General features: G+C 63.0%; 26 protein-coding genes. 6 read left to right on the top strand and 20 right to left on the bottom strand.

Annotated elements, in window-relative coordinates:
* Positions 1-9 precede the first annotated feature (9 nt).
* Positions 10-681, bottom strand: coding sequence for an SCO family protein (locus BLT65_RS11530; protein WP_091777837.1), 672 nt, complete (start codon positions 679-681; stop codon positions 10-12).
* 69 nt (positions 682-750) lie between these two features.
* The gene (locus BLT65_RS11535) at positions 751-1,518 is read right to left on the bottom strand and encodes an SURF1 family protein (RefSeq protein ID WP_091777839.1); all 768 of its coding nucleotides are present in this window, start codon (positions 1,516-1,518) and stop codon (positions 751-753) included.
* Positions 1,519-1,605: 87 nt separating this feature from the next.
* On the opposite strand from BLT65_RS11535, the gene BLT65_RS11540 reads away from it, so the two are divergent.
* Positions 1,606-1,815, top strand: a complete 210-nt coding sequence (locus tag BLT65_RS11540) for a twin transmembrane helix small protein (protein ID WP_007579652.1) — start codon at positions 1,606-1,608, stop codon at positions 1,813-1,815.
* Between the two features lie 343 nt (positions 1,816-2,158).
* Here BLT65_RS11540 and BLT65_RS11545 read toward each other — a convergent pair whose 3' ends face one another.
* From BLT65_RS11545 to BLT65_RS11580, 8 genes are all read right to left on the bottom strand, one after another.
* Positions 2,159-3,016, bottom strand: coding sequence for a cytochrome c oxidase subunit 3 (locus BLT65_RS11545; RefSeq protein ID WP_007579650.1), 858 nt, complete (start codon positions 3,014-3,016; stop codon positions 2,159-2,161).
* Positions 3,017-3,164: 148 nt separating this feature from the next.
* Positions 3,165-3,371: a DUF2970 domain-containing protein gene (locus BLT65_RS11550; RefSeq protein ID WP_007579648.1), complete on the bottom strand. Its 207-nt coding sequence runs from the start codon at positions 3,369-3,371 to the stop codon at positions 3,165-3,167.
* 37 nt (positions 3,372-3,408) lie between these two features.
* A complete protein-coding gene (locus tag BLT65_RS11555; RefSeq protein WP_091777841.1) occupies positions 3,409-4,023 on the bottom strand; it encodes a cytochrome c oxidase assembly protein in 615 nt (204 codons plus the stop codon).
* A 63-nt stretch (positions 4,024-4,086) separates the two neighbouring features.
* The gene (locus BLT65_RS11560) at positions 4,087-4,224 is read right to left on the bottom strand and encodes a cytochrome oxidase small assembly protein (RefSeq protein WP_007579644.1); all 138 of its coding nucleotides are present in this window, start codon (positions 4,222-4,224) and stop codon (positions 4,087-4,089) included.
* Between the two features lie 138 nt (positions 4,225-4,362).
* Positions 4,363-5,976, bottom strand: coding sequence for a cytochrome c oxidase subunit I (gene ctaD, locus BLT65_RS11565; protein WP_042306345.1), 1,614 nt, complete (start codon positions 5,974-5,976; stop codon positions 4,363-4,365).
* A 47-nt stretch (positions 5,977-6,023) separates the two neighbouring features.
* On the bottom strand, positions 6,024-7,697 hold the full coding sequence (gene coxB, locus BLT65_RS11570; protein ID WP_042306346.1) for a cytochrome c oxidase subunit II: 1,674 nt from the start codon (positions 7,695-7,697) through the stop codon (positions 6,024-6,026).
* A gap of 71 nt (positions 7,698-7,768) precedes the next feature.
* Positions 7,769-8,248 carry a DUF2244 domain-containing protein gene (locus BLT65_RS11575; RefSeq protein ID WP_035986818.1) on the bottom strand — a complete coding sequence of 160 codons (480 nt, stop codon included), beginning with the start codon at positions 8,246-8,248 and terminating at the stop codon, positions 7,769-7,771.
* A 270-nt stretch (positions 8,249-8,518) separates the two neighbouring features.
* A complete protein-coding gene (locus tag BLT65_RS11580; protein WP_091777843.1) occupies positions 8,519-9,478 on the bottom strand; it encodes a methyltransferase domain-containing protein in 960 nt (319 codons plus the stop codon).
* 89 nt (positions 9,479-9,567) lie between these two features.
* Between BLT65_RS11580 and BLT65_RS11585 the strand changes: the two genes are divergently transcribed.
* Together BLT65_RS11585 and trmL are read left to right on the top strand one after the other, a co-directional pair.
* A complete protein-coding gene (locus BLT65_RS11585; RefSeq protein ID WP_091777845.1) occupies positions 9,568-10,374 on the top strand; it encodes a ComF family protein in 807 nt (268 codons plus the stop codon).
* Between the two features lie 18 nt (positions 10,375-10,392).
* On the top strand, positions 10,393-10,863 hold the full coding sequence (gene trmL, locus BLT65_RS11590; RefSeq protein WP_091777847.1) for a tRNA (uridine(34)/cytosine(34)/5-carboxymethylaminomethyluridine(34)-2'-O)-methyltransferase TrmL: 471 nt from the start codon (positions 10,393-10,395) through the stop codon (positions 10,861-10,863).
* Here trmL and BLT65_RS11595 read toward each other — a convergent pair.
* From BLT65_RS11595 to BLT65_RS11615, 5 genes are all read right to left on the bottom strand, one after another.
* Positions 10,836-11,387 (bottom strand): O-acetyl-ADP-ribose deacetylase, encoded by a 552-nt coding sequence (locus BLT65_RS11595; RefSeq protein WP_091777849.1) that lies wholly within the window; start codon positions 11,385-11,387, stop codon positions 10,836-10,838. The two genes, trmL and BLT65_RS11595, sit on opposite strands and share 28 nt — an antisense overlap.
* Before the next feature lie 154 nt (positions 11,388-11,541).
* Positions 11,542-12,540 (bottom strand): NAD(P)H-dependent glycerol-3-phosphate dehydrogenase, encoded by a 999-nt coding sequence (locus tag BLT65_RS11600; protein WP_091777850.1) that lies wholly within the window; start codon positions 12,538-12,540, stop codon positions 11,542-11,544.
* A gap of 21 nt (positions 12,541-12,561) precedes the next feature.
* Positions 12,562-13,032: a protein-export chaperone SecB gene (gene secB / locus BLT65_RS11605; protein ID WP_007577679.1), complete on the bottom strand. Its 471-nt coding sequence runs from the start codon at positions 13,030-13,032 to the stop codon at positions 12,562-12,564.
* 168 nt (positions 13,033-13,200) lie between these two features.
* The gene (gene grxC, locus BLT65_RS11610) at positions 13,201-13,464 is read right to left on the bottom strand and encodes a glutaredoxin 3 (RefSeq protein WP_035986834.1); all 264 of its coding nucleotides are present in this window, start codon (positions 13,462-13,464) and stop codon (positions 13,201-13,203) included.
* Complete coding sequence (locus BLT65_RS11615) at positions 13,461-13,886, bottom strand: rhodanese-like domain-containing protein (RefSeq protein ID WP_007577684.1); 426 nt, start codon at positions 13,884-13,886, stop codon at positions 13,461-13,463. The genes grxC and BLT65_RS11615 overlap by 4 nt, the downstream gene beginning before the upstream one ends.
* Positions 13,887-14,038: 152 nt before the next feature.
* Between BLT65_RS11615 and gpmA the strand changes: the two genes are divergently transcribed.
* The 3 genes from gpmA to BLT65_RS11635 all read left to right on the top strand — a co-directional run bounded on the left by gpmA (position 14,039) and on the right by BLT65_RS11635 (position 17,699).
* Positions 14,039-14,785, top strand: coding sequence for a 2,3-diphosphoglycerate-dependent phosphoglycerate mutase (gene gpmA, locus BLT65_RS11620; RefSeq protein WP_035986836.1), 747 nt, complete (start codon positions 14,039-14,041; stop codon positions 14,783-14,785).
* Between the two features lie 418 nt (positions 14,786-15,203).
* Positions 15,204-16,802, top strand: coding sequence for a S41 family peptidase (locus BLT65_RS11630; RefSeq protein WP_042306354.1), 1,599 nt, complete (start codon positions 15,204-15,206; stop codon positions 16,800-16,802).
* Between the two features lie 138 nt (positions 16,803-16,940).
* A complete protein-coding gene (locus tag BLT65_RS11635; protein ID WP_091777854.1) occupies positions 16,941-17,699 on the top strand; it encodes a HesA/MoeB/ThiF family protein in 759 nt (252 codons plus the stop codon).
* Between the two features lie 35 nt (positions 17,700-17,734).
* Here BLT65_RS11635 and ptsP read toward each other — a convergent pair whose 3' ends face one another.
* The 5 genes from ptsP to gshA form a co-directional block, all read right to left on the bottom strand.
* On the bottom strand, positions 17,735-19,477 hold the full coding sequence (gene ptsP / locus BLT65_RS11640) for a phosphoenolpyruvate--protein phosphotransferase (protein ID WP_091777856.1): 1,743 nt from the start codon (positions 19,475-19,477) through the stop codon (positions 17,735-17,737).
* A 217-nt stretch (positions 19,478-19,694) separates the two neighbouring features.
* On the bottom strand, positions 19,695-19,964 hold the full coding sequence (locus tag BLT65_RS11645) for an HPr family phosphocarrier protein (RefSeq protein WP_042306356.1): 270 nt from the start codon (positions 19,962-19,964) through the stop codon (positions 19,695-19,697).
* A gap of 63 nt (positions 19,965-20,027) precedes the next feature.
* Complete coding sequence (locus BLT65_RS11650) at positions 20,028-20,543, bottom strand: PTS sugar transporter subunit IIA (protein WP_091777858.1); 516 nt, start codon at positions 20,541-20,543, stop codon at positions 20,028-20,030.
* A gap of 276 nt (positions 20,544-20,819) precedes the next feature.
* Positions 20,820-21,776: a glutathione synthase gene (gene gshB, locus BLT65_RS11655; protein ID WP_091777860.1), complete on the bottom strand. Its 957-nt coding sequence runs from the start codon at positions 21,774-21,776 to the stop codon at positions 20,820-20,822.
* 185 nt (positions 21,777-21,961) lie between these two features.
* A complete protein-coding gene (gene gshA, locus BLT65_RS11660; protein ID WP_007745871.1) occupies positions 21,962-23,251 on the bottom strand; it encodes a glutamate--cysteine ligase in 1,290 nt (429 codons plus the stop codon).
* Between the last annotated feature and the right edge of the window lie 304 nt (positions 23,252-23,555).

Here is a 23,555-nt window from a genome sequence, read left to right on the forward strand (position 1 = left end):
CGCGGCACTTTAGCCGATACCCGAATTTCTGAGCAGTTTCGTGACATCACCCTTGATCTTGCTCGGGTTTGCGTCTTTCGGGAAACGCATCATCAGGTTGCCGTTCGGGTCGACCATGTAGATGTGATCCGAAACCTGCGTGCCTTCGTCGGCGGGCAGCCATGCGCTCACTTCCTTCGGATCGGCGATCAGCATCTCCGTGTCCTTGTACGCGTTATCGACGACGTCGGGCACCTTGCCGGCATCCGTGCGCAGAAACACGTTGACGATGCGCTCGCGCTCGCCCGCTTGCGTAGCGCGCACCTGGCGCATGAAATACAGCTTCGTCACACAAGGCTTGTCGCACGCGCTGTTGTCGACGGAAATCAGCAGCCAGCGGCCGCGCAAAGAGGCCAGCTTCAACGGCTTGCCGTCCTCGCCCGTGACGACGAGCGCGTCGGGGATCGGGCGTTGCGGCTCGATCAGCGTGCCGTAGCTCGTCGTGCTGCCCTTCGGCTTGATCACGTAGTACGTGAAATAAGACCCGATGACGGGCGCCGCGCAGACCAGCGCGATCAGCAGCAGCGTCCAGCGGCCGCGCTGCCACGAGCCTTTGCCGTTCGGCTGGCCCGGAACCTTACCCTGCCCGCCACGCGCGGGTTGCTGTCCGGTTTGCTGCGAACGGGGGTTTTGCGTCGACACTCGTGATCCTCTTTTCATGATGGCGCTTGCATCACGCCTGTAAGCTGCAGTCGGGCCGCGCTTGAAGCGTCAGGCGCGGGGCGCCTGTCCATTGTTGGCCGCGTCGCCGCCTTCCGGTCCGTTGCTCTCGATCCGACTCGCATTCTTCGCTGCACGCCGCGCCGCATACAGGCCGAAAACCAGTGCGGCGGCGGCCATGCCCCACCACTGCGCCATATAGCCGTAGTTGCGTTCGACGCCCGACGTCGGCGCTGGCCAGTCGCGCACGAGTTTGTCGCCGTCGTCGCTCGTCTGCTGGATCACGAACGGCTGCAGCGGCAAGCCCGTTTCCGCCGCGTACGAGGCGACATCGAGATTCTGGCGAATCGTCTGATGCGCGGCCGAGCCGCCCTCGCCGAGTTCGTACGCGCGGGTCGCGTCGGCACGCGCGATGCCTTCGATTTCGATCTCGCCCTTCGGCGTGTCATACGGTGCGATCGCCGTGCGCTCGTTCATGTTGCGCGGCAGCCAGCCGCGATTGACGAGCACAACGCCGCCGTCGCGCAGTTTAAGCGGCATCACGACGTAAAAGCCCGGCTGGTCGTTATACGGGCGATTATCGAGGTACACCACTTGCTGCGGCATAAACTGTCCAACCGCACGCACACGATGAAACTCGATGTCCTTCAGCGCGACAGGCGCGGCGCCCACGGTCTGCGCGGGCGCGTTCTCGAACTGCGTGATCTGCGCCTGCAACGCTTCTTTCTGATGCGCGCGGTCGCGCTGCCAGAAACCGAGCCGCACCGTCACCGCGACGACGATCAGAATCAGCAGCGCCGGTATGAGACGGATCTTCATCGTGCGATTCTGGTCCGAACACGAACCATTGCGCGCGGTGCGATAATGAAATCGTTGCGTTCGCTTTCCTGAATTTCAGTTGGTTCCATGCACATTCTCGTTCCCATCGCGTTCGTTCTGATCATCGGCAGCATGGTGTCCGCGCTGTACTTCATGATGCACGACCGGGGCAGAACGAAGCGTATGGTCTGGTCGCTCGCGACACGTGTCGGCCTGTCGATTACGCTGTTCCTGTTCATCCTGTTCGCGAACTGGATGGGCTGGATTCACTCGACGGGCATTCCGTACGGACGCTGACGGCACACTTCCAGCACGTTCAGCGATAACAGCACGCAGTCTCGCAGTGCGCCGACCTGACGTATGCCGTCTCAATTTGACGGCGAAGTATGCCACTTAATTTCGCGCCGATCAGGCAATACACCGTTACGCGATCGGCGAAATCCTCGCACCATCGAAGCAAAACGCCGCCCTGACGGGGTCGAGGGCGGCGCTGTTCAAGTCTTTTCCGATACAGATCCCACACCAACGCGTTCGATGCTCCGACCGCGCCTGATGCCACCCGCTTTCATGCTGCCTGCGGTGCCTCGATGCGTCGATATGACGCACGATTTGCGCAGGCTCCGTGGCGTTCGAACGACGCTTACAGCCAGTACACGACGATATACAGACCCAGCCACACGACGTCGACAAAGTGCCAGTACCACGCCGCGCCTTCGAACGCGAAGTGATGGTCAGCCGTGAAGTGGCCGCGGATCATCCGCACCAGCACGACGGCCAGCATCGTACCGCCGAGAAACACGTGGAAACCGTGGAAGCCCGTCAGCAGGAAGAACGTCGAGCCGTACACGCCCGATGCGAGCGTCAGGTTCAGTTCGTTGTACGCGTGGAAATACTCGAAGCCTTGCAGGAACAGGAACGAGATGCCCAGCACCAGCGTGGCTGCGAGCCATGCAATCGCTTTCGTGCGGTGATTGTCGCGCAGCGCGTGGTGCGAGACCGTCAGCGTCGCGCCCGACGACAGCAGCAGCGCCGTGTTGATGGTCGGCACGGGCCACGGCGTCATCGACTTGAAGTGCGACACGAGATCAGCCGGTCCGATATTCGGCCATACCGCCGTGAAATCCGGCCAGATCAGCTTGTAGTCGAGACTGCCCAACTGATGCATCGCGATCTCGCGTGCATAGAACAGCGCCCCGAAAAACGCGCCGAAGAACATCACTTCCGAAAAGATGAACCAGCTCATGCTCCAGCGGTACGACGCATCGACTTTCTTGCCGTACATGCCGCCTTCCGACTCGGAGATCGCATCGCCGAACCAGTGATACAGCGTGAAGAGCAGCCAAAGCAGACCGACCAGCGCCGTGATGGGCGCCCACGGCTCGCCGTTCACCCACGCCGCAAACGATCCGAGCATGACCAGCAGGCCAATCGCAGCGCTGATCGGATGCCGCGACGGGTGCGGTATGAAATAGTACGGGCTCTCGTTTTGACCGCTCATCGTTGATTCTCCACTTCAGTCCAGTTGTTCTGCTTGGTCCGGTTGAATCCGCAGCCGACTGCGCTGCGCCCCGGCTCTATCTCCAACGGCGCGCTGCGTTGCGCCGCCCTGCTCCATCCATTGAGTCCTGCCCCGCTCCAACGCTCGACTAGCCGACCACCACGCGCACGATCAGGATCAACACCCCGATGAAAATCGCCGCGCCGATCAGCGCCGCGATGATCACGTGAAGCGGATTCAACTGCGTGGCATCCGCTTCCAGATCGCGCCGTTTGCGCACACCGAAAAACGACCACATCACCGCTTTCATCGACTGGCCGAAACTGCTCTTCCTGCCGCGACCGCTATCGTTCATATCCTCGCCTTCTTTGGGCAAGCGTCGTTGGTACGCGTCAGGCCGGGTTCGTTGCTTTCGCTGCACCGTCCGCCGTCTGACCTTGCGTGCCGCGCGCCGCGGGTGCAGGCGCGTTCAGTTCGAAGAACGTGTACGACAGCGTGATCGTCTTCACGTCTTTCGGCAATTTCGGATCGACGACGAACACCACGGGCATCCGCTTCGACTCGTTCGCCTTCAACGTCTGCTGCGTAAAGCAAAAACACTCGATCTTCTTGAAGAACTCCGTGGCCTGCTTCGGCGCGTAGCTCGGAATAGCCTGAGCCTGGATCGTGCGCGCCTGCTGGTTGCTCACGTCGTACATCACCGTGGTCACTTCACCCGGATGCACGTCGATACTGTTCTGCTCCGGCTTGAAACCGAGCGGTCCGCGCGCATTCGCGTCGAACTCGATCGAAATCGTGCGGCTCATGTCGACCTGCGTGTTCTTCGCCTCGCGCGCCGTTGCGTCACGCTGCACGAGGTTGTTGATGCCCGTGACCGCGCAGATCGCGCGATACATCGGGATCAACGCAAAGCCGAAGCCGAACATCAACAACGCGACGACGACGAGCTTGAACAGCATCGAACGGTTAAAAGAGCGATCGGCCCCGGCGGGCGGTTGCGTCGACATCGAACTTCCTCAACAGATCACATGCACAGGCGATCCCAACTCGTCACGGCAGGTCAGGTCCTGTCACGAAGCAAACCAGACCTGCTTGACGACGGCACCCAGAAAAAAGACGGCGACGACGGCAAGCAGAATCAGACCGAGTCGCAGATTCCCTGCACGAATTTCTTCAGGCGTACGGCTTTTTTGTGGATTCCGGGTCATGCTGAAGTTTCTTGATACTGCGTTGCTGCGTGATGATCCGGTCCCGCTTCGGTTCCGCTTCGGTTCCGCTTCGGTTCCGCTTCGGTCCGCTTCGGTCCGCTCCGGTACTGCCCAGCCGGAGCGGACTTCGAAGACGGCTTATTCGACCGTCGGCGGATTTTCGAACGTGTGGAACGGAGCCGGGCTCGGCACGGTCCACTCGAGGCCCGTTGCGCCATCCCACGGCTTGTCGCCGGCCTGTTCGAGTTCGCCGCCACCGCGATACGCCGGCAGCGCGACCGCGAACAGGAAGTACACCTGCGCGAGACCGAAGCCAAACGCGCCGATCGTGATGACCTGGTTCCAGTCGGTGAACTGCGCCGGGTAGTCGGCATAACGACGCGGCATGCCGGCGAGACCGACGAAGTGCATCGGCAGGAACGCGAGGTTGAAGAAGATCAGCGACGACCAGAAGTGGATCTTGCCGCGCGTCTCGTTGTACATCCAGCCCGTCCACTTCGGCGACCAGTAGTACCAGCCGGAGAACAGGCCGAATAGCGACCCCGCCACTAGCACGTAGTGGAAGTGCGCAACCACGAAGTAAGTGCCGTGGTACTGGATGTCGAGCGGCGCCATGGCGAGCATCAGGCCCGTCAAACCGCCGAACGTGAACACGAACAGGAAGCCCACCGCGAACAGCATCGGCGTTTCGAAGGTCAGCGAACCGCGCCACATCGTCGCGACCCAGTTGAACACCTTCACGCCCGTCGGCACGGCGATCAGCATCGTCGCGTACATGAAGAACAGCTGGCCCGTGACGGGCATACCCGTGGCGAACATGTGGTGCGCCCAGACCATGAACGACAGGATCGCGATCGACGCCGTTGCGTACACCATCGAGCTATAGCCGAACAGCGGCTTGCGCGCGAACGCCGGGATCACCTGCGACACGATCCCGAACGCCGGCAAGATCATGATGTAGACCTCGGGGTGGCCGAAGAACCAGAAGATGTGCTGATACATCACCGGGTCGCCGCCGCCTGCCGCGTTGAAGAACGACGTGCCGAAGTGGCGGTCGAACAGCACCATCGTGATCGCGCCAGCCAGCACCGGCATCACGGCGATCAGCAGGTAAGCGGTGATCAGCCACGTCCAGACGAACATCGGCATCTTCATCAGCGTGAGGCCGGGTGCGCGCATGTTCAAAATCGTCACGACGATGTTGATGCCGCCCATGATCGACGACGCACCCATGATGTGGACCGCGAAAATCGCGAAGTCCATGCCCGGGCCCATCTGCGTGGACAGCGGTGCATACAGCGTCCAGCCGGCGGCCGTTGCGCCGCCCGGTGTGAAGAACGAACCGACCAGCAGCACGGCAGCGACGGGCAGCAGCCAGAAGCTGAAGTTGTTCATCCGTGCGAAGGCCATGTCCGATGCGCCGATCTGCAGCGGAATCATCCAGTTCGCGAAGCCGACGAAGGCCGGCATGATCGCGCCGAACACCATGATGAGGCCGTGCATGGTGGTCAACTGGTTGAAGAACTCGGGACGCATGATCTGCAGGCCCGGCTCGAACAGCTCGGCGCGGATGCCCAGCGCCATCACGCCCCCGGACAGGAACATGATGAACGAGAACAGCAGGTACAGCGTACCGATGTCCTTGTGGTTGGTGGCGTACAGCCAACGGCGCCAGCCATGCGGCGTCTCGTGGGCATGATCGCCGTGAACGTGCTCGTGCCCCGCGGCTACATCGTGTCCGATGCTAGACATGACAATCTCCTAAATCTCGAATGCTGCTTTTCTCTGACTGTGACACGTCAGGCCGCTGGGCTAATTTCGACACGGCGTGCTTCCTTCGCGTCCGCACCGCCCGTGATCGTCTCCGGCTTCTTCAGAATAATGTGGTCTTCGGCGATGCCTGCTGCTTTCAGCGCGTCGCGCACGGCTTCGGCACGCGCCTTCGCGAGCTTCGCGTTTTTATCGGCGGAACCCGTTGCGTCGGTGTAGCCCGACAACGTGAACTTCGCGTCCGGGTGCGCCTTCGCGTACGCAGCGGCTGCGTCGATGGCGGCTTTTGCGTCCGCGGGCAGCGTGCTCTTGTTCGTTTCGAAGTAGACGCTGGCAGGCAGCGACGCTTGCGGCGCCGATGCTGCCGCGTTGTCCGATGCGCCTGATGCAGCCGCGGGAGCCGATGCGCCCGCTTCGCCGCTAGCCGCAGCTGCGCCGCTCGCGCCTTCCGCGCCGCTCGCCGCGACGGCGTCCGACGCGGCAGCCGCCGCCGCGCCCGCCAGGTGATCGCCACCCGCCGGCAGACGGCCGTTGCGTGCATCGGCGATCTGCTTCGGTTGCAGGATGTCGCCCGTGTGGTTGCCCCACGCGTTGCGCTCGAAGGTGATGACGGAGGCGATCTCGACGTCGTTCAACGTCGGCGCCCACGCCGGCATCGCGTTCTTGCCCTTCAGGACGATGCTCACATGCTCGGCGAGCGGGCCGTTCGCGACCTTGCTGCCGTCGAGCGCCGGGAATGCGCCTGCGCCCTTGCCCGTCGGCTGGTGACAGACGGCGCAGTTCGCCGCGTACACCTTGCCGCCGCGCTCCGTCAGCTCGGCGAGCGTGTAGTTCTTGTTGGGATCGTCCAGACCGGCGGCCATTTTCTTCTTCTGGTCGTCGACCCACTTCGCGTAGTCGTCGTCCGACAGCACGGTCACGACCACGGGCATGAACGCGTGTTCCTTGCCGCACAGCTCGGTACAGAAGCCGCGATACGTGCCCGTCTTCTCCGCCTTGAACCACGTGTCGCGCACGAAGCCGGGAATCGCATCCTGCTTCACGCCGAACGCGGGCACGTACCACGAATGCACGACGTCGTTGGCGGTGGTGATGATGCGGATCTTCTTGTTGACGGGAACGACGAGCGGATTGTCGACTTCCTGCAGATAGGTATCTGTTTTCGGCGCGCGGCCGTCGACCTGGCTACGCGGCGTGGTCAGCGTGGACAGGAAGTTGATGCCTTCGCCCGGCCCCTTCACGTAGTCGTAGGCCCACTTCCACTGATAGCCGGTGACCTTGACGGTGAGATCGGCATTCGTGGTGTCCTTCATCGCGACGACCGTCTTGGTGGCGGGCAGCGCCATCAGCACGACGATGATGAACGGGACGATCGTCCAGATGATTTCGACGGTGGTGCTTTCGTGGAAATGCGCGGCTTTGTAGCCCTTCGACTTGCGGTGCGCAAACATCGAATAGAACATCACGCCGAACACGCCGATGAAGATCACCGTGCAGAGAATCAGCATGAATGTGTGGAGGCTGTAGAGCTCTTCGGCAATCCTCGTCACGGGCGGCTGGAGATTGATCTCGTTGACGCGGGGGCCGCCCGGACTGTCGCCGATTGCATGGGCAGCGCCAGCGAACAACAGCCCGCTACACGCCAGCACGCCCACGAGGGCTCGCTTGATTGTTTTCATAGCTTCCTTACCCAAATTTTCCATTCAAACCCTCGACCCCGCTGGAAGGCTGCCTCTCGTCTTCTGGAACGGCGCGCGATTCGATACGCAACTTTTTACGCCTGACACTGCCTGAGCCACAGACGCAGTTCGTCGGCGAATTGTGCGCGCCGATATTGCGCAAGGTGCTGCCCGACCGCGACCGTCTCGCCACGCGAAACCAGTCTGATCCGGTCGCGCGGCGTCGCTCCTGGTTCTACCCGCACCCAGCACGGGTTGAATTCGAACTGCGTGAGATGCTCGGCGCTGACCTGTTCGATCACGAGCCGGTTGGGAAACAGCCGGATGCGCTCGTAATCGACAGCATGGCGTGCATAGATGGCAAATGCGACACCGACAGCGAGCAGCTCGATACCCGTGAACGGCAACACCAGCCATGCACCGCACAGGACCAGCAGGAATGCTATTAAGAGCGAGAATGCCGCGAGCGACACATAGAAGAACACGAATTGCCGCGGCGAAGCCGAACAGTTGCGCTTCATCAACCAGTCCTTGAGGACGGGTTCTGACTCAGCCAGCAGATCGGTTGCATTCATCGCTGCCTCCCGCGAACCGCCAGTCACCGCATACCGCCAATGCCATTCACGCCCAGCGCAACTACCGCCACCCGAACCGCAAAGGCCTCGGGCCTGTCGCTCCTATTGTGTGAGCTTTAAGCGACAAACTGACGCATTATAGGGCCGATCCAGGGCATCCACAAGCAACGCTCTATCGGCCGAAAAGCCAAGCCACACAAGCCTCTGCGCCGTTTTGACGCACTTTTCGAGCCGCTAATTTCGAGCATAACGGATGCCCTCTTTACCGCGTCAACGATTGCCCTGCCGCCCTCTTCCGATGTCTTCTATTCGCACGATTCCGTGCCCTTCGGGGGTCATTCTCGGCACCGCCTTCCATGCATGTCCGTAGATCACCTCGAAAGTCAGAGGGATCGTGCCATCGGCCCGCCGGCGCGCCTCCAGCGCGGCAAGCAGCGCTTTTTGCATGCGCCTCGACGAGACACCCGGCGACGCTTCGCGCTGGAAGGGATAGGCGCCCCAGCGACGCACGTCGGCAAGCAGCGACTCCGGCGACTTGTACGTGATGGTCAAGGTCTCCTGGTCCATCACGGGAATTTCGAAGCCACTTTCGACAAGCATATCGCCCAGATCGTGCATGTCTACGAAGTCGATTACATGTTTGTGCGTATTGACGCCGTGCGCCGCTTCGATTTCGGCATACGCGCCACGCAGTTCTTTCAGCGTGTCAGGCCCGAGCGTGCTGAACATCAGCAGGCCGTTGACCTTCAGCACACGCTGCCATTCAGGGAAAACGAGGTCGGGCCGCGAGTGCCAGTGCAGCGCGAGATTGGACCAGATGAACTCGAATGCACCCGATGCAAAAGGCAACGCGGAAAAATCCGCCTGAGCAAAGCGCGGACCGCGCGAGCCGAGCGCCTTGCCGAGCGATGCGGGCAGAAAACGACGCCAGCTGGTGTCGGTAGCGTCGTGCTGGACCGCGCGCGCGAGCATCGCGCGTGAAAGATCGGTGCCGAACACGGGCGCCTCGGGGAAGCGCTCGCGCAACGCGGGGAGGTCGTCGCCCGCGCCGCAGCCGGCGTCGAGCACCTGCGCCGGATTGACCTTGATGTAGTCGAGCCGTTCGCGCATGCGTTGGGCGATCTCGCGCGGCAGGAACGCGACATCATTGAACGTCGCGGCCCGGCGGTCGAAAATCTTCCGGAGACGGCGCGAATCATAGGCCGGACGGCCAGTTTCGGTGGGAGACACGGTTATTCGAGTCGTGCGGACGAAGAGTGCGAAGTATACTCGCTCGATTCCGTCCCTTCAGCGTCAGCGGCCTTCGGAGGCGTGTCGATATGCCGAATTGGGCTTTTCGGTGGTCTCGCGCCACACTTTCCGGGCGACTGCTTCACGAACGGTTCATCGAGGTCGCGCAACGATCCATCTCGAAACTTCCGGCGCTCGCGCGTTGCGCGCTGCCGAATCCGTGTGCGTTGTGCGGCAATATGTCGCATCGAACGCTGTGCGGCTTTTGCGACGAGGCGTGGTGGAACGAAGCAAGGCTGCGCTGCATTGTCTGCGCGATGCCGTTGAGCGGCTTCCGGCGGGCTAGCGTCATGCATTACCAGTGCGGCGACTGTCTCACCGCACCGCCCTCGTTCGACGCGACCGTGGCGCTGGCCGATTACCGCGCGCCGCTGGACATGCTCGCCGTCGGCCTCAAGTTCCGCGCGCGGCTCGCGCTCGCGCATGAGTTCGCGCGGCGGCTCGCGTGGTCCGCGATGGATGCGATCGACGAACGCGATCGCCCGGACGTCGTCGCGCCCGTGCCACTATCGGCCCGGCGGCTGGTCGAGCGCGGCTACAACCAGGCGTGGGAAATCGCGCGGCCCTGCGCGAAAGCGCTCGGCATTCGCGGCGACGCGACGCTCGTGCGGCGCGTGATCGACACGGCGCCGCAGTCGAAGCTCGATCTCGATGCGCGCAGGCAGAATGTCGGCCGCGCGTTCGAAGTGGCAAGACGGGTGACGGGCTTGCATGTCGCCGTCGTCGACGATGTGATGACGACAGGCGCGACACTCGATGCGCTGGCCCGCACGCTGAAGGCAGCCGGCGCGCGGCGCGTGACGAATCTCGTCGCGCTTCGCACGCCGAAAAACTAGTTTCCGACTCACCTTGATATGTTCAACGTCGTTCTCGTCGAACCTGAAATTCCGCCGAACACCGGCAACGTGATCCGCCTGTGCGCGAACACGGGTGCGCGCCTGCATCTGATCGAGCCGCTCGGCTTTCCGCTCGACGACGCGAGAATGCGCCGCGCAGGCCTCGATTATCACGAGTACGCGCAGATGCGCGTACACCCAAACTGGGACGCGCTGATCAACAGCGAAGCGCCCGATTTCTCGCGCATGTTTGCGTTCACGACGCGCGGCTCCAGCCCATTCCATTCGCACGCGTTCCTGCCCGGCGACTGGTTCGTGTTCGGCGCGGAAACGCGCGGCTTGCCGGACGCCGTGCTGAGTCGCTTCCCGTCCGAACAGCGCGTGCGCCTGCCGATGCGTCCCGACAATCGCAGCCTGAACCTGTCGAACACGGTCGCCGTAGTCGTGTTCGAGGCGTGGCGTCAGGCGGGCTTCGAAGGCGGTGCCTGAAGGCGTCGTTCGAGTTCGGACTTGTAGCGCGTGTGCATTGCTTCGTCGAAGCACGCGAAGATCACATGCTCGATGGAAGGCGTTTGCGGCAGTGTGTCGATTACCGTTTGAACGGCTATACGCACCGCTTCGTCCGCGGGAAAACGGTAGACGCCGCAACTGATCGCAGGAAACGCGATGCTCTTCGCTTGAGCGTCGCGCGCAAGCTCCAGCGAGCGCCTGTAGCACGCAGCCAGCAATGTCGCCTCGCCCCGCTCGCCGCCGTGCCACACGGGACCGACGGCATGAATCACATGACGCGCCTTCAGCCGATGGCCGCCCGTTATCTTGGCGTCGCCTGTCACGCAGCCGCCCAGCGTTTCGCATTCACGCAGCAGTTCCGGGCCGGCCGCGCGATGAATCGCGCCGTCCACACCACCTCCGCCCAGCAATGATGTATTCGCCGCGTTGACGATCGCGTCGACGTCGAGCGTCGTGATGTCGACGACGCGCGCCTCCAGCGAGCAATGGCCAATGGTGAGCATGGGAAAACCTCCAGATTCGATGCAACAACGATAGGAGGTGGACAGCAAAAGAAACGAGCCGTTCGGCGTTGGCCATTACCGGCTGCGTAAAAGACCTTCAGGCAATTTGCTGCAATGGGTTGCGGGCCGCGAGGCCCGCTTCGGACAACGGCTTCTATTCAGCCTTCGCGTCGCGGCGCAACAGCGCGCTGACGGCATCGCGTGGCGCCACGTTGTTGAACAGCACGTCGCAGACGGCTTCCGTAATCGGCATTTCGATGCCGTGCGACTGCGCGATCGACAGCACGCCCCGCGCGCAGCGCACGCCCTCGGCGACGTGCCCGAGCGCGTTGAGAATATCGTCGAGCGACCGGCCCGTTGCGAGTTGCATACCGACCGTGCGGTTGCGCGACAGATCGCCCGTCGCGGTCAGGATCAGATCGCCCAGACCCGTGAGGCCCGTGAACGTTTCCGCCCGGCCGCCCAGCGCCGCGCCGAGGCGCGACATTTCGGCAAGACCGCGCGTGATCAGCGCTGCGCGTGCGTTCAGCCCGAGACCGAGGCCATCGGCGATGCCCGTGGCGATGGCCAGCACGTTCTTCACGGCGCCGCCCACTTCGACGCCGACCACGTCGTCGCCGCTATAGATACGCATTGCGCCGTGATGGAACGCCGCGACAGTCCGCTCGCGGCATGCCGGCGACGCACTCGCCACCGTCAACGCGACGGGCAACCCCTGCCCCACTTCGCGTGCGAAGCTCGGGCCCGACAGCGTGCCGTTGCTCGCGTGCCCGCTCAACTCTTGAGCTACGACCTGATTCGGCAGCAGTTGCGTGTCAGCCTCGAAGCCCTTGCACAGCCACACGATGTGCGCCGGCACCTTGCCCATGTCGCGCATCGTGCGCAACATGGCGCGCAAGCCCGCGACGGGCGTGGCGACCACGCACAGCGCGTCGTCGGCGAGCGCGTGATCTAACGCGAGATCGAGATTCGCTTCGAAGCGAAGCGCGGACGGCAACGCAACGCCCGCCAGATAGCGGGCGTTTTCATGCGACGTGGAGAGTTCGGCGATGAGCGCGGCGTCGCGCGCCCAGAGCACCGTGTCGTGCCGCGCGGCCAGATGGCCGGCGAGTGCGGTGCCCCATGCACCGGCGCCGAGAACGGCGACCTTCATACCCGGCACCGGCTGCGCGCGTCAGTGATGCGCAGCGCTGCCCGCGCCGGTTTCCTGCGTGGCGATCTGCGCGAGGCGTTGCTCGTACAGTGCCTGGAAGTTGATTTCGGCGAGGTGGATGGGCGGGAAGCCTGCGCGGGTGATCGCGTCGGCGATGTTCGAACGCAGATACGGGAACAGGATGGTCGGGCACGCAATGCCGACGAGCGGATCGATCTGCTCAGCCGGGATGTTGCGGATGTCGAAAATGCCTGCCTGCTTGGCTTCGATCAGGAACGCGACCTTGTCGCTGACCTTGGCCGTCACGGTGCCCGTGACGAGAATTTCGAACACCGTGTCCGCGAGGCGCTCCGCCTTCACGTCGACTTCGACTTCGACCGACGGCATTTCCTGCTCGAGGAAAATAGCCGGCGAATTCGGCTGTTCGAGCGACATGTCCTTCAGGTAGATGCGCTGGATATTGAAGAACGGCTGGTTGTTCTCGTCGGACATGAGTCTCTACTCCCTAAATTTCGTTGCGGCGGACGAATGCCGCCAGATCTCTTTACAAAGCGGGCCGCCCCGAAAGGCGGCATCCAGCCGGCCGGTGCGAACCCGGCCTTGTTTTTTCGCTACCGCACGCCGCTGCCTACGTAACCGGCGCGACGCAAAGGCAAAACCTCAGGCGACGGCTGCCAGCAGCGGCGTCAGACCGCCCGCGCGATCGAGCGCGGACAGATCGTCATAGCCGCCGACGTGCGTGTCGCCGATATAAACCTGCGGCACCGTGCGACGGCCCGTGCGCGTCATCATTTCCTGACGGCGCGCCGGATCCTTGTCGATCAGCACCTTTTCGACGTGATCGACGCCGCGCGACTTTAGTAGACGTTCGGCCATCTGGCAATACGGGCACACCTGCGTGCTGTACATGATCACTTTGTTCACTTCGCAACTCCTTGTTTGACGACGGGCATGCCCGCCTGCTGCCAGGCGTTGACGCCGCCTTCCAGCACGTGCACTTCCGCATAGCCTGCGTCGCGCACAATACGTGCCGCCTTGTTCGACTGCTGTCCGTTCTGGCAGACGAGCAGCACCGGGTTGCTCTTATTTTTCACGAGTTGGGCAACTTTCGCTTGCAACTCGCCAAATTCGACGTGCCGCGCCGACGGCAGGTGCCCACCGGCGTATTCCGCCGCGGAGCGCAGGTCGACGACCACGGCGTTGCGCCGATTGATCAGCTGGGTGGCGGCAGCCGCCGAAAGGCCGCCGCGTCCGCGCCGGGAAATCGACGGCCAGAGGAGCAACGCCCCGGAGATGAGGGCGACAGCGATCAGTACAAGGTTGGTGTAATCGGTGAAAAACTTCACGGAAGATCCGCCGGAAAAAGAGAAGAAATCGGGATAAATCGGAAAGGGCAATCCGACCATTATAAAATAACCGTCTGACGCGATGGCGACCGCCAGCAGAAGGCTGCGGTACCGCCCCGATTCCCGCTTCCTCACTACCGACCGGCAACGACATGTACAAACTCGTTCTCATCCGCCACGGCGAATCGACGTGGAACAAGGAAAACCGCTTCACGGGCTGGGTCGACGTCGACCTGACCGAACAGGGCAACCTCGAAGCGCAGCAGGCAGGCACGCTGCTCAAGGACTCGGGCTATACGTTCGATATCGCCTATACCTCGGTGCTCAAGCGCGCGATCCGCACGCTGTGGCACGTGCAGGACAAGATGGACCTGATGTACCTGCCCGTCGTGCATTCGTGGCGTCTCAACGAGCGCCACTACGGCGCGCTGTCGGGCCTGAACAAGGCCGAGACGGCCGCGAAGTTCGGCGACGAGCAGGTGCTGGTCTGGCGCCGCAGCTACGACACGCCGCCGCCCGCGCTCGAGCCGACCGATTCGCGCACGTCGTACGACGACCCGCGCTACGCGAAGGTGCCGCGCGAGCAGCTGCCGCTCACGGAATGCCTGAAGGACACCGTCGCGCGCGTCATGCCCATCTGGAACGAATCGATCGCGCCCGCGATCAAGTCGGGCCGCAAGGTGCTGATCGCCGCACACGGCAATTCGATCCGCGCGCTGGTCAAGTATCTGGACAACATCTCCGACAACGACATCGTCGGGCTGAACATCCCGAACGGCGTGCCCCTCGTCTATGAACTGGACGAAGACCTGAAGCCGATCAAGCACTACTACCTCGGCGATCAGGAAGCGATCGCGAAGGCGCAGGCCGCTGTCGCGAAGCAGGGTAAGGCAGGCTGATCACGGCCAGTCCAATGATCGTGACCCGCCGCCATGCCGCTGCGGGTCACGGCACGCGCGCTTCGCGCGTGCCGTGCGCTTGCCTGACAGCATTGCCATGTACCCGCCATGCTGGCGCCATCATGCGTCGTCGCGAGATGGCCGGACGTTGCGCTGCGATCCCTACACGCAAGCAATCCATACCGATGCGCACGCAACGGTATCGGCAGTTCAGCCCATGCGTGGCGGCACTTTTGGCGTTGCGGGCGTCCGCCAGCGCACAGTCGCTGCGCAGGACGGCAGCGATCCTTAGAACCTCGCAGCGCGACCGCTGTCGAAACCCGATCACCCATACGTACAGGCCGTGCAAGCGTCAAGTTATACTTGTCCGTCCTTTTTCCTTTGACGCTGCCACGCGCTTCCGACCGCAACACACTCTATGCGAAAGAACCTGAAAAATATCGGCCTTATCGCCGCGGGCCTGGCTACCGGCGTTTTTGCAACCCTGCAACTCAGCGCCTCGGCCCAACAACCCGCATCGGCGACCGCGCCTTTGCCGCTCGATCAGTTGCGACTCTTCGCCGAAGTCTTCGGGCAAATCAAGCATGAGTATGTGGAGCCCGTCGACGACAAGAAGCTGCTGACGGCCGCGATCAAGGGCATGGTGTCGAGCCTCGACCCGCACTCGTCCTATCTCGACAAGACCGACTACGAAGAACTGCAGGAGCAGACCAAGGGCCGCTTCGCGGGCCTCGGCATCGAAATTTCGCAGGAAGACGGCCTCATCAAGGTCATCTCGCCGATCGAAGACACGCCCGCGTTCCGCGCCGGCATCCGTCCGGGCGACCTGATCACCCGCATCAACGACAAGCCCGTGCGCGGCATGACGCTCGACAAGGCCGTCAAGCAGATGCGCGGCGACCCGGGCACGAAGGTCACGCTGACCATCTTCCGCAAGACCGACGACCGCACGTTCCCGCTTACCGTCACGCGCGCGATCATCAAGGTCCAGAGCGTGAAGTCGAAGATTCTCGCGCCGGGCTACGCTTATGTCCGCATCACGAGCTTCCAGGAACGCACGGTGCCCGACCTCGCAGCCAAGCTGCAGGACATCGCGCGCCAGCAGCCGAACCTGAAGGGCCTGATCCTCGACCTGCGCAACAACGGCGGTGGCCTGCTGCAAAGCGCCGTCGGCGTCGCGGGTGCGTTCCTGCCGCCGGATTCCGTCGTCGTGTCGACGAACGGCCAGATTCCGGACTCGAAGCAGGTCTATCGCGACACCTACGACAACTATCGTCTGCCGTCCTTCGACACCGATCCGCTGAAGAACCTGCCGTCCATCTTCAAGACCGTTCCGATGATCGTGCTGACCAACGCGTACTCGGCGTCGGCGTCGGAAATCGTCGCGGGCGCGCTGCAGGATCAGCATCGCGCGCTCATCGTCGGCAAGACGACGTTCGGCAAGGGCTCGGTGCAGACCGTGCGTCCGATGACAGCGGATTCGGCGCTGCGTCTGACCACCGCCTACTACTACACGCCGAGCGGCCGTTCGATCCAGAACAAGGGCATCCGCCCCGACGTTGCAGTGGATCAATACGCGGACGGCGATCCGGATGACGCACTCGTCACGCGCGAAGTCGACTACTCGAATCACCTTGCGAACACGCAAGACCCGAACGAGAAGAAGGAACAGGAACAGCGCGAACAGGAGCGCATGGACCAGTTGCGTCTGCTCGAAGAGCAGAACGACAAGAAGACGCCGGAACAGAAGCAGAAGGATCGTGACCGCAAGCCGGTCGAATTCGGTTCCAACGACGACTTCATGCTGCAACAAGGTCTGAACAAGCTCGAAGGCAAGCCGGTGCAGGAGTCGAAGTCGCTGATGGAGCGGCGTCTCGCGCAGAACAAGCCGGCTCAATCGGCTTCGGCGCCTGTCGCTGTGAAGCCCGCGCTGCCTGCCACGCCGACGGCGTCGAACCCGGCGGCGCCCGCTTCGGCTACGCAGCCCGCTTCGCAACCGGCAGTTCCGGCCAAGTAAGCGTCTGAGCTGTCCCAGTGTCTTCGCGGCCCACGATGCCGCGAAGACACTTTCCTCCGCGCGATTAGAATAACGAGAACCTTGCGCCGTCTCTCTTCACAGCCAGCGCGACACCTACGACACACGCCGCGCCCCGCCATGAACGACGATCAACTCCTGCGCTATTCCCGTCACATCCTCGTCGATGAACTCGGCATCGAGGCTCAGCAACGCTTTCTCGACGCGCACGCCATTGTGGTCGGCGCGGGTGGTCTCGGCTCGCCGGCCGCGATGTATCTGGCGGCGGCGGGCGTCGGCAAGCTGACGCTGGTCGATGCCGATACCGTCGATCTCACCAATCTGCAGCGGCAGATTCTGCATGTGACGAAGTCGGTTGGCCGGTTGAAAGTCGAGTCGGGACGCGACGCGATTGCGCAACTGAATCCGGAAGTCGTTGTTAACGCCGTAGCAGAACGCGTCGACGATGCATGGCTGGACGTCAGCGTGCCGCAAGCGACTGTCGTACTTGACTGCACGGACAACTTTGCGACGCGTCATGCGATCAACCGCGCCTGCGTGAAGCACGGCGTGCCGCTGGTATCGGGCGCGGCGCTGCGCTTCGACGGCCAGATCAGCACGTTCGATTTCCGCAGCGAAGATTCACCGTGCTACGCGTGCGTGTTTCCGGAAGATCAGCCGTTCGAGGAAGTGGCGTGCTCGACGATGGGCGTGTTCGCGCCGACGGTCGGCATTATCGGTGCGATGCAGGCGGCGGAAGCGCTGCGCGTGATCGCGGGCATCGGCGAGCCATTGGTGGGCCGCCTGATGATGCTCGATTCGCTACGGATGGAATGGAACACGATGCGCATCGCGCGCCAGCCGGATTGCCCGGTGTGCGGCGAGCGGCATCGGTCGTAAATCTCGCCACTCGCCTCGCCGAAAGGGAAAGCGCGTCAGGCCTGCGCGACGCGATCCAGCGCCGATTGCACCTCTTCTGGTTCGAACGCCGCGAGCACGTCCGCCACCGGCTTTTCCAGCGTCTTCAGATGCGAGCGCAACACCTCCTGCTTCACGAGCAGCACCTGACTCGGATGCATCGAGAACTCCGTCAGGCCCATGCCGAGCAGCAGACGCGTGAGCGTCGGGTCGCCGGCCATCTCTCCACAGATCGACACCGGCACGCCCGCGCGCTTCGCCTCGCGCAGCGTGAACGCGATCAGATGCAGCACCGCGGGATGCAGCGGATCGTACAGATGCGCGACCGCGTTGTCGGCACGGTCGATTGCAAGCGTGTACTGGATCAGGTCGTTCGTACCGATCGACAGGAAATCGAGTCGCTTCAAAAATAGCGGCAACGCGATTGCTGCTGCCGGAATCTCGATCATCGCGCCGACGCGCACGTTCGGATCGTACGCGAGGCCCGCGTCGTCGAGCTGACGCTTGGCTTCCTGGATCAGGTCCAGCGTCTGGTCGATCTCGCGCGCGTGCGCGAGCATCGGAATCAGGATCTTCACCGTACCGAACGCCGACGCGCGCAAGATCGCGCGCAGCTGCGTGAGGAACATGTGCGGCTCGGACAGGCTATAGCGGATCGCGCGCAGGCCCAGCGCCGGATTGGGCGCCGTCTCGTACTCGTCGCCGATCGAATCGAGCGGCTTGTCCGCGCCAACGTCGATCGTGCGGATCGTCACGGGCATGCCGTTCATCAGTTCGACGGCACGCCGGTACGCGGCGAACTGCTCTTCCTCTTCCGGCATCCCGTCCTTCTGGTTCATGAACAGGAACTCGGTGCGGAACAGGCCAATACCCGTCGCGCCCGCGTCGAGCGCGGCCTGCGCGTCGTCGGGCAGCTCGATGTTCGCGCACAGGTCGATGCGCGTACCGCACACCGTCTGTGTAGGCGAGAACTTCAGGCGCTGCAGCTTGCGCGACTCCAGTGCCTTTTCGCTCTGCCGGTATGAATACTCTTCGAGCACGATAGGCGCCGGATCGACGATCACGATGCCATGATCGCCGTCGACGATGATGAGATCGTCCTGACGGATCAGCGCGCTCGCGTGCTGCACGCCGACCGTTGCGGGAATGCCGAGGCTGCGCGCGACGATCGCCGTATGCGACGTGCGGCCGCCCAGATCCGTGACGAAGCCCTGAAAGGTTTGCCCCTTGAACTGCATCATGTCGGCGGGCGCGATATCGTGCGCGACCACGATCATTTCGTCGCAGCGTCCGTGAATGCCGTTGACGAGCCCGCCCGTCGCGCCCGCCAGCGCCTTCAGCACACGCTCGACGACCTGCTCGATATCGGCCTTGCGCTCGCGCAGGTATTCGTCCTCCACTTCGTCGAAATGGCGCGTGAGACGTTCGAGCTGTTCGGTCAACGCCCACTCGACGTTGTAGCGGCGCGTGCGGATGAGGTCGATGGTTTCCTGAACGAGCATTGCATCGTTCAGGATCATGGTGTGGACGTCGATGAACGCGCCCATTTCGGAGGGCGCGTCGGCGGCGAGATCGGCGCGCAACTCGTCGAGCTCCCGATGCACGAGTGCCTGGGCCGTGCGAAAACGCTCCACCTCGCCCTCGATCTGTGTGGGCTCGATCAGATAGTGGTCGACGTCCAGTGCAGCCGGGGCGATCAGATATGCCCGCCCGATGGCGATACCGCGTGACACGGGAATTCCATGCAGCGTGAACGACACGCGCACCTCCTCTAGTTGTGTGATGCCGCGGCAAACCGCTGCAATGCTCTCAGACCCCGACGACCATTATAAATTCCGTACCGCATATCGTTGCTGTGCAGCGCAGCATCGAATGTCGCAGTAAGCCGCGCGCCGGCGCGAAATCCGGCGGACCAAAAGAAAACGCCGCGACATCGCGCGGCGTCTTGCATGCAGAACGAATGCAGCAGCGGATTTTTTATTGCCCCTCGCCGAATTTGTCGGCGATCAATTTGAGCAGCGCGTCCATCGCGTCTTGCTCGTCGGCGCCTTCCGTTTCGATCACCACCGTGCTGCCGATTCCCGCCGCCAGCATCATCACGCCCATGATGCTCTTCGCGTTGATCCGCCGACCGTTGCGGCTCATCCAGATTTCCGCCTGAAAGTTGGCGGCGAGTTGCGTGAGTTTGGCCGACGCGCGTGCGTGCAGCCCCAGCTTGTTCACGATAGTCGTTTCCTGTTGCAGCATGTGTTGGTCCGATGCGCTGGTGTTGATGTTATCGAGGTAAAGCAGAAATCTTGTGCGCGGTGCTCAGCTGGCGGTCCCGCTGCAGCCGGTGTCGCTGGCTGCCTTGCAGCTTTCGGCGAGCACCTTGTCCGGCGGCGCGACGGGAAGACAATCGTCGGTGTTCGCGACGGCACAGGCGGCAACGGCCGGCGTCGCCGGTCCGACAGCCTGTACGCCTTTGGTCGCGCCCGCCAGCGCCTTGTCGACGAGCACGTCGAGCGGCGTCGCGCGATAGCAGACTGCGCGCACGAGCATCGGCAGATTCACACCTGCCAGCACGCGCACATCGGGAATCGACGCGAGCCGGCACGCGATGTTCGCCGGCGTCGCGCCGAACATGTCCGTCAGCACGAGCGCGCCGTTGTCTTCTCTCAGCCTGTCGATCTCGGCATGCGCGAACGCCACGACCTGGGCGGGATCGCAATCCGCCGACACGTCGATGACGCCGATGCGAGCGGGCAAGCCGCCGTAAATATGAGAGACACACTCGCGAAGCGCGGAGGCGAAGGGAGCGTGCGCAATGATCAGAATGCCTGCCATGTCAGCCTTGCTGCAGAAAACCGCCCGAAAATCGCGGCCGTGCTTCCGTTCCACTGTCCGGCAGCCGAAACAACGGCGCAGACGCGGCGAACAAAGCACGCCATCGAACTCGCCTGAGATCCGACCGCCAAGGGGCCGGATCGCGTGGGCCCTCGCGGGCCGCTTTCAGGGGAGCGGGCATTGTAACAGCCTCATTTTCGCGCTTTCGGCCTTTTCTCGCTTGGCTGGCCATCGCACGAACTTCCATCACGGAACATGGCGACGCACCGCGCCGATTCAACCGACGGCCTTCTCTAGCGCGTCGATGAACATCGCCGCCACGTCGAAGCCCGTCTGATCCATGATCTCGCGGAAACACGTCGGGCTCGTCACGTTCACTTCCGTCAGCCAGTCGCCGATCGCATCCAGCCCGACCAGCAACAGGCCGCGCGCCTTCAGCACCGGCCCGAGCGTTTCGGCGATCTCGCGGTCGCGCGCCGTCAGCGGCTGCGCGACGCCCAGTCCACCTGCCGCGAGGTTGCCGCGTACTTCGTTGCCCTGCGGAATGCGCGCGAGCGAATACGGCACCGGCTCGCCGCCGATCAGCAGAATGCGCTTGTCGCCCGTCTTGATCTCGGGGATGAACTTCTGCGCCATTACCGAACGCGCGCCGTCGTGGCTCAGCATCTCGACGATCGAGCCGAGATTCATGCCGTCCGCCTTCACGCGGAACACGCCCATGCCGCCCATGCCGTCGAGCGGCTTCAGGATCACGTCGCCATGCTCGGCGTGAAACGCGCGCAAACGCGCCGGATCGCGCGTAACGAGCGTCGGCGCGACGAACTGCGAAAACTCGCCGATCGCCATCTTTTCCGAGTGATCGCGGATTGCCTGCGGCTTGTTGAAGATGCGCGCGCCCGCGCGCTCGGCCAATTCGAGCAACCACGTCGACGTCACGTATTCCATGTCGAACGGCGGGTCCTTGCGCATCACCACTGCGCCGAAGCGCGTCAACGCGCGCGCCTCGACGGGTTGCGCTTCAAACCACACATCGCGATGACCGTCCGACTGATCGCCGACGATCTCGAAGCGATACACGTCCGCCTCGACGCCGCTGCCCGTCCACGCCAGATGCTGCGGCTCGCACGCGTACAGCGTATGACCGCGCTTCGCGGCCTCGGCCATCATCGCGTAGGTCGAATCCTTGTAGATCTTGAAGCGGGAAAGCGGGTCGGCGATGAAGAGAATGTCCATGGAGTTCCTGAGGCGCCCTCGCGGGCCACACATTGTTCGTTATAGCGTAAGGCGGAGGCGCTGATGCAGCGCATCCGCCTGCAAATGCTGCCGCGTTCGACGCGGCGGGAGCGTCAGCCTACCGCGAGCGCGCTCTACGCGCTTGCGGGGTGCCTGTCCAGGGTCGAGCGCAACGGCGGGCGCGATCAGACCTGGATCGCCTCGGGATCGGTCTTCTCCAGTTCCACCGACGCCGCCAGCAGCCCCAACCGCCCCACCACACCGTACATGTAGAAGCGGTTCGGCGGCGCTGCGCCCGGTTTCGCATGCGCATCCGGCAGGGCCGTGTGCTCGAAGCCGAGCGGCACGAAGTGCATGCCGGGCGCGTTCAGATTCTGGTCGCGTTCGCGGCTGCCATGCACGCGATAAAAGCCGCCCACCACATACCGGTCAATCATGTACACGACGGGCTCGGCCACTTCCTCGCCGATGCGCTCGAACGTGTAGACGCCTTCCTGCACGATCATGTCATGCACGTCGAGGCCTTCCTTCGTGGTCGACATGCGAGTGCGCTCGCGCTTGGTGAGCGCGGCCACTTCCGACGCGTCATGCACCGTCATCACGCCCATTCCGTACGTGCCCGCGTCCGACTTGATGACGACATACGGCCGTTCCGAAATACCGTACTCGCGATACTTCTTGGCGATCTTCTTCAGCACGCCGTCGATTGCATCGGCGAGCGCTTCCTCGCCCGTACGCGCCTCGAAATCGACGCCTTCGACATGCGCGAAGTACGGATTGATCATCCACGGGTCGATCTCGACCATCTTCGCGAACTTCTTCGCGACGTCGTCATAGCACGAGAAATGGGTGGACTTACGGCGCACGGCCCAGCCCGCGTGCAGCGGCGGCAGCAGATACTGCTCGTGCAGATTTTCGAGCACGGGCGGAATGCCGCTCGACAGGTCGTTGTTCAGCAGAATCGAGCAGGGATCGAAATTCTTCAGCCCGATACGGCGTGCCGATCGCTCCAGCGGCTCCAGCACGATCTTCTGGCCGTCCGACAGCGCGATCGTGACGGGCCCGACGATGCTTTCGTCGAGCGTGCCGAAGCGGACGTTCAGGCCCGCCTGACGCATGATCGTCGCGAGCCGCGCGACATTCTCCAGGTAAAACGCGTTGCGCGTGTGACGCTCGGGAATCACGAGCAGGTTCTTGGCGTCCGGACAGATCTTCTCGATCGACGCCATCGCCGCCTGCACGGCAAGCGGCAGCGTCTCCTGCGGCAGGTTGTTGAACGCGCCGGGGAACAGGTTGGTATCCACGGGCGCGAGCTTGAAACCGGCGTTACGCAGATCGACCGAGCAATAGAACGGCGGCGTGTGCTCCTGCCATTCGAGACGGAACCAGCGTTCGATGGCGGGCGTGGCGTCGAGGATCTTCCGCTCGAGGTCGAGCAGCGGGCCGTTTAACGCCGTGACTAAATGCGGAACCATTGATCACTCGCAGACTGGAGAAAAAAGATTGTAGAGCAAATGCTTTGCCCATTTGGGGGCGCTTTCTCCATTCGCAAGTTATGGGCGGATGCATTCTCCCTATAGGAACGATAGCCGGAAAATCTGCTGTTTGTGAGACAAGATGACTTGGGCGTTTGTCTGCGACGCTGGGATGGGTTTGCCTGGGCTTCTTTGCGGGTATCCGCGCTTTGTTTTTTGGTCCGCTTGGGCTTCTTGCAGGCATCCGCGCTTTGTTTTTGGTCCGCCTGGGCTTCTTGCTGGCATCCGCGCTTTGTTTTTGGTC

The sequence above is a fragment of the Paraburkholderia steynii genome (assembly GCF_900100565.1).
In the GTDB taxonomy this organism is placed as follows: domain Bacteria; phylum Pseudomonadota; class Gammaproteobacteria; order Burkholderiales; family Burkholderiaceae; genus Paraburkholderia; species Paraburkholderia terrae.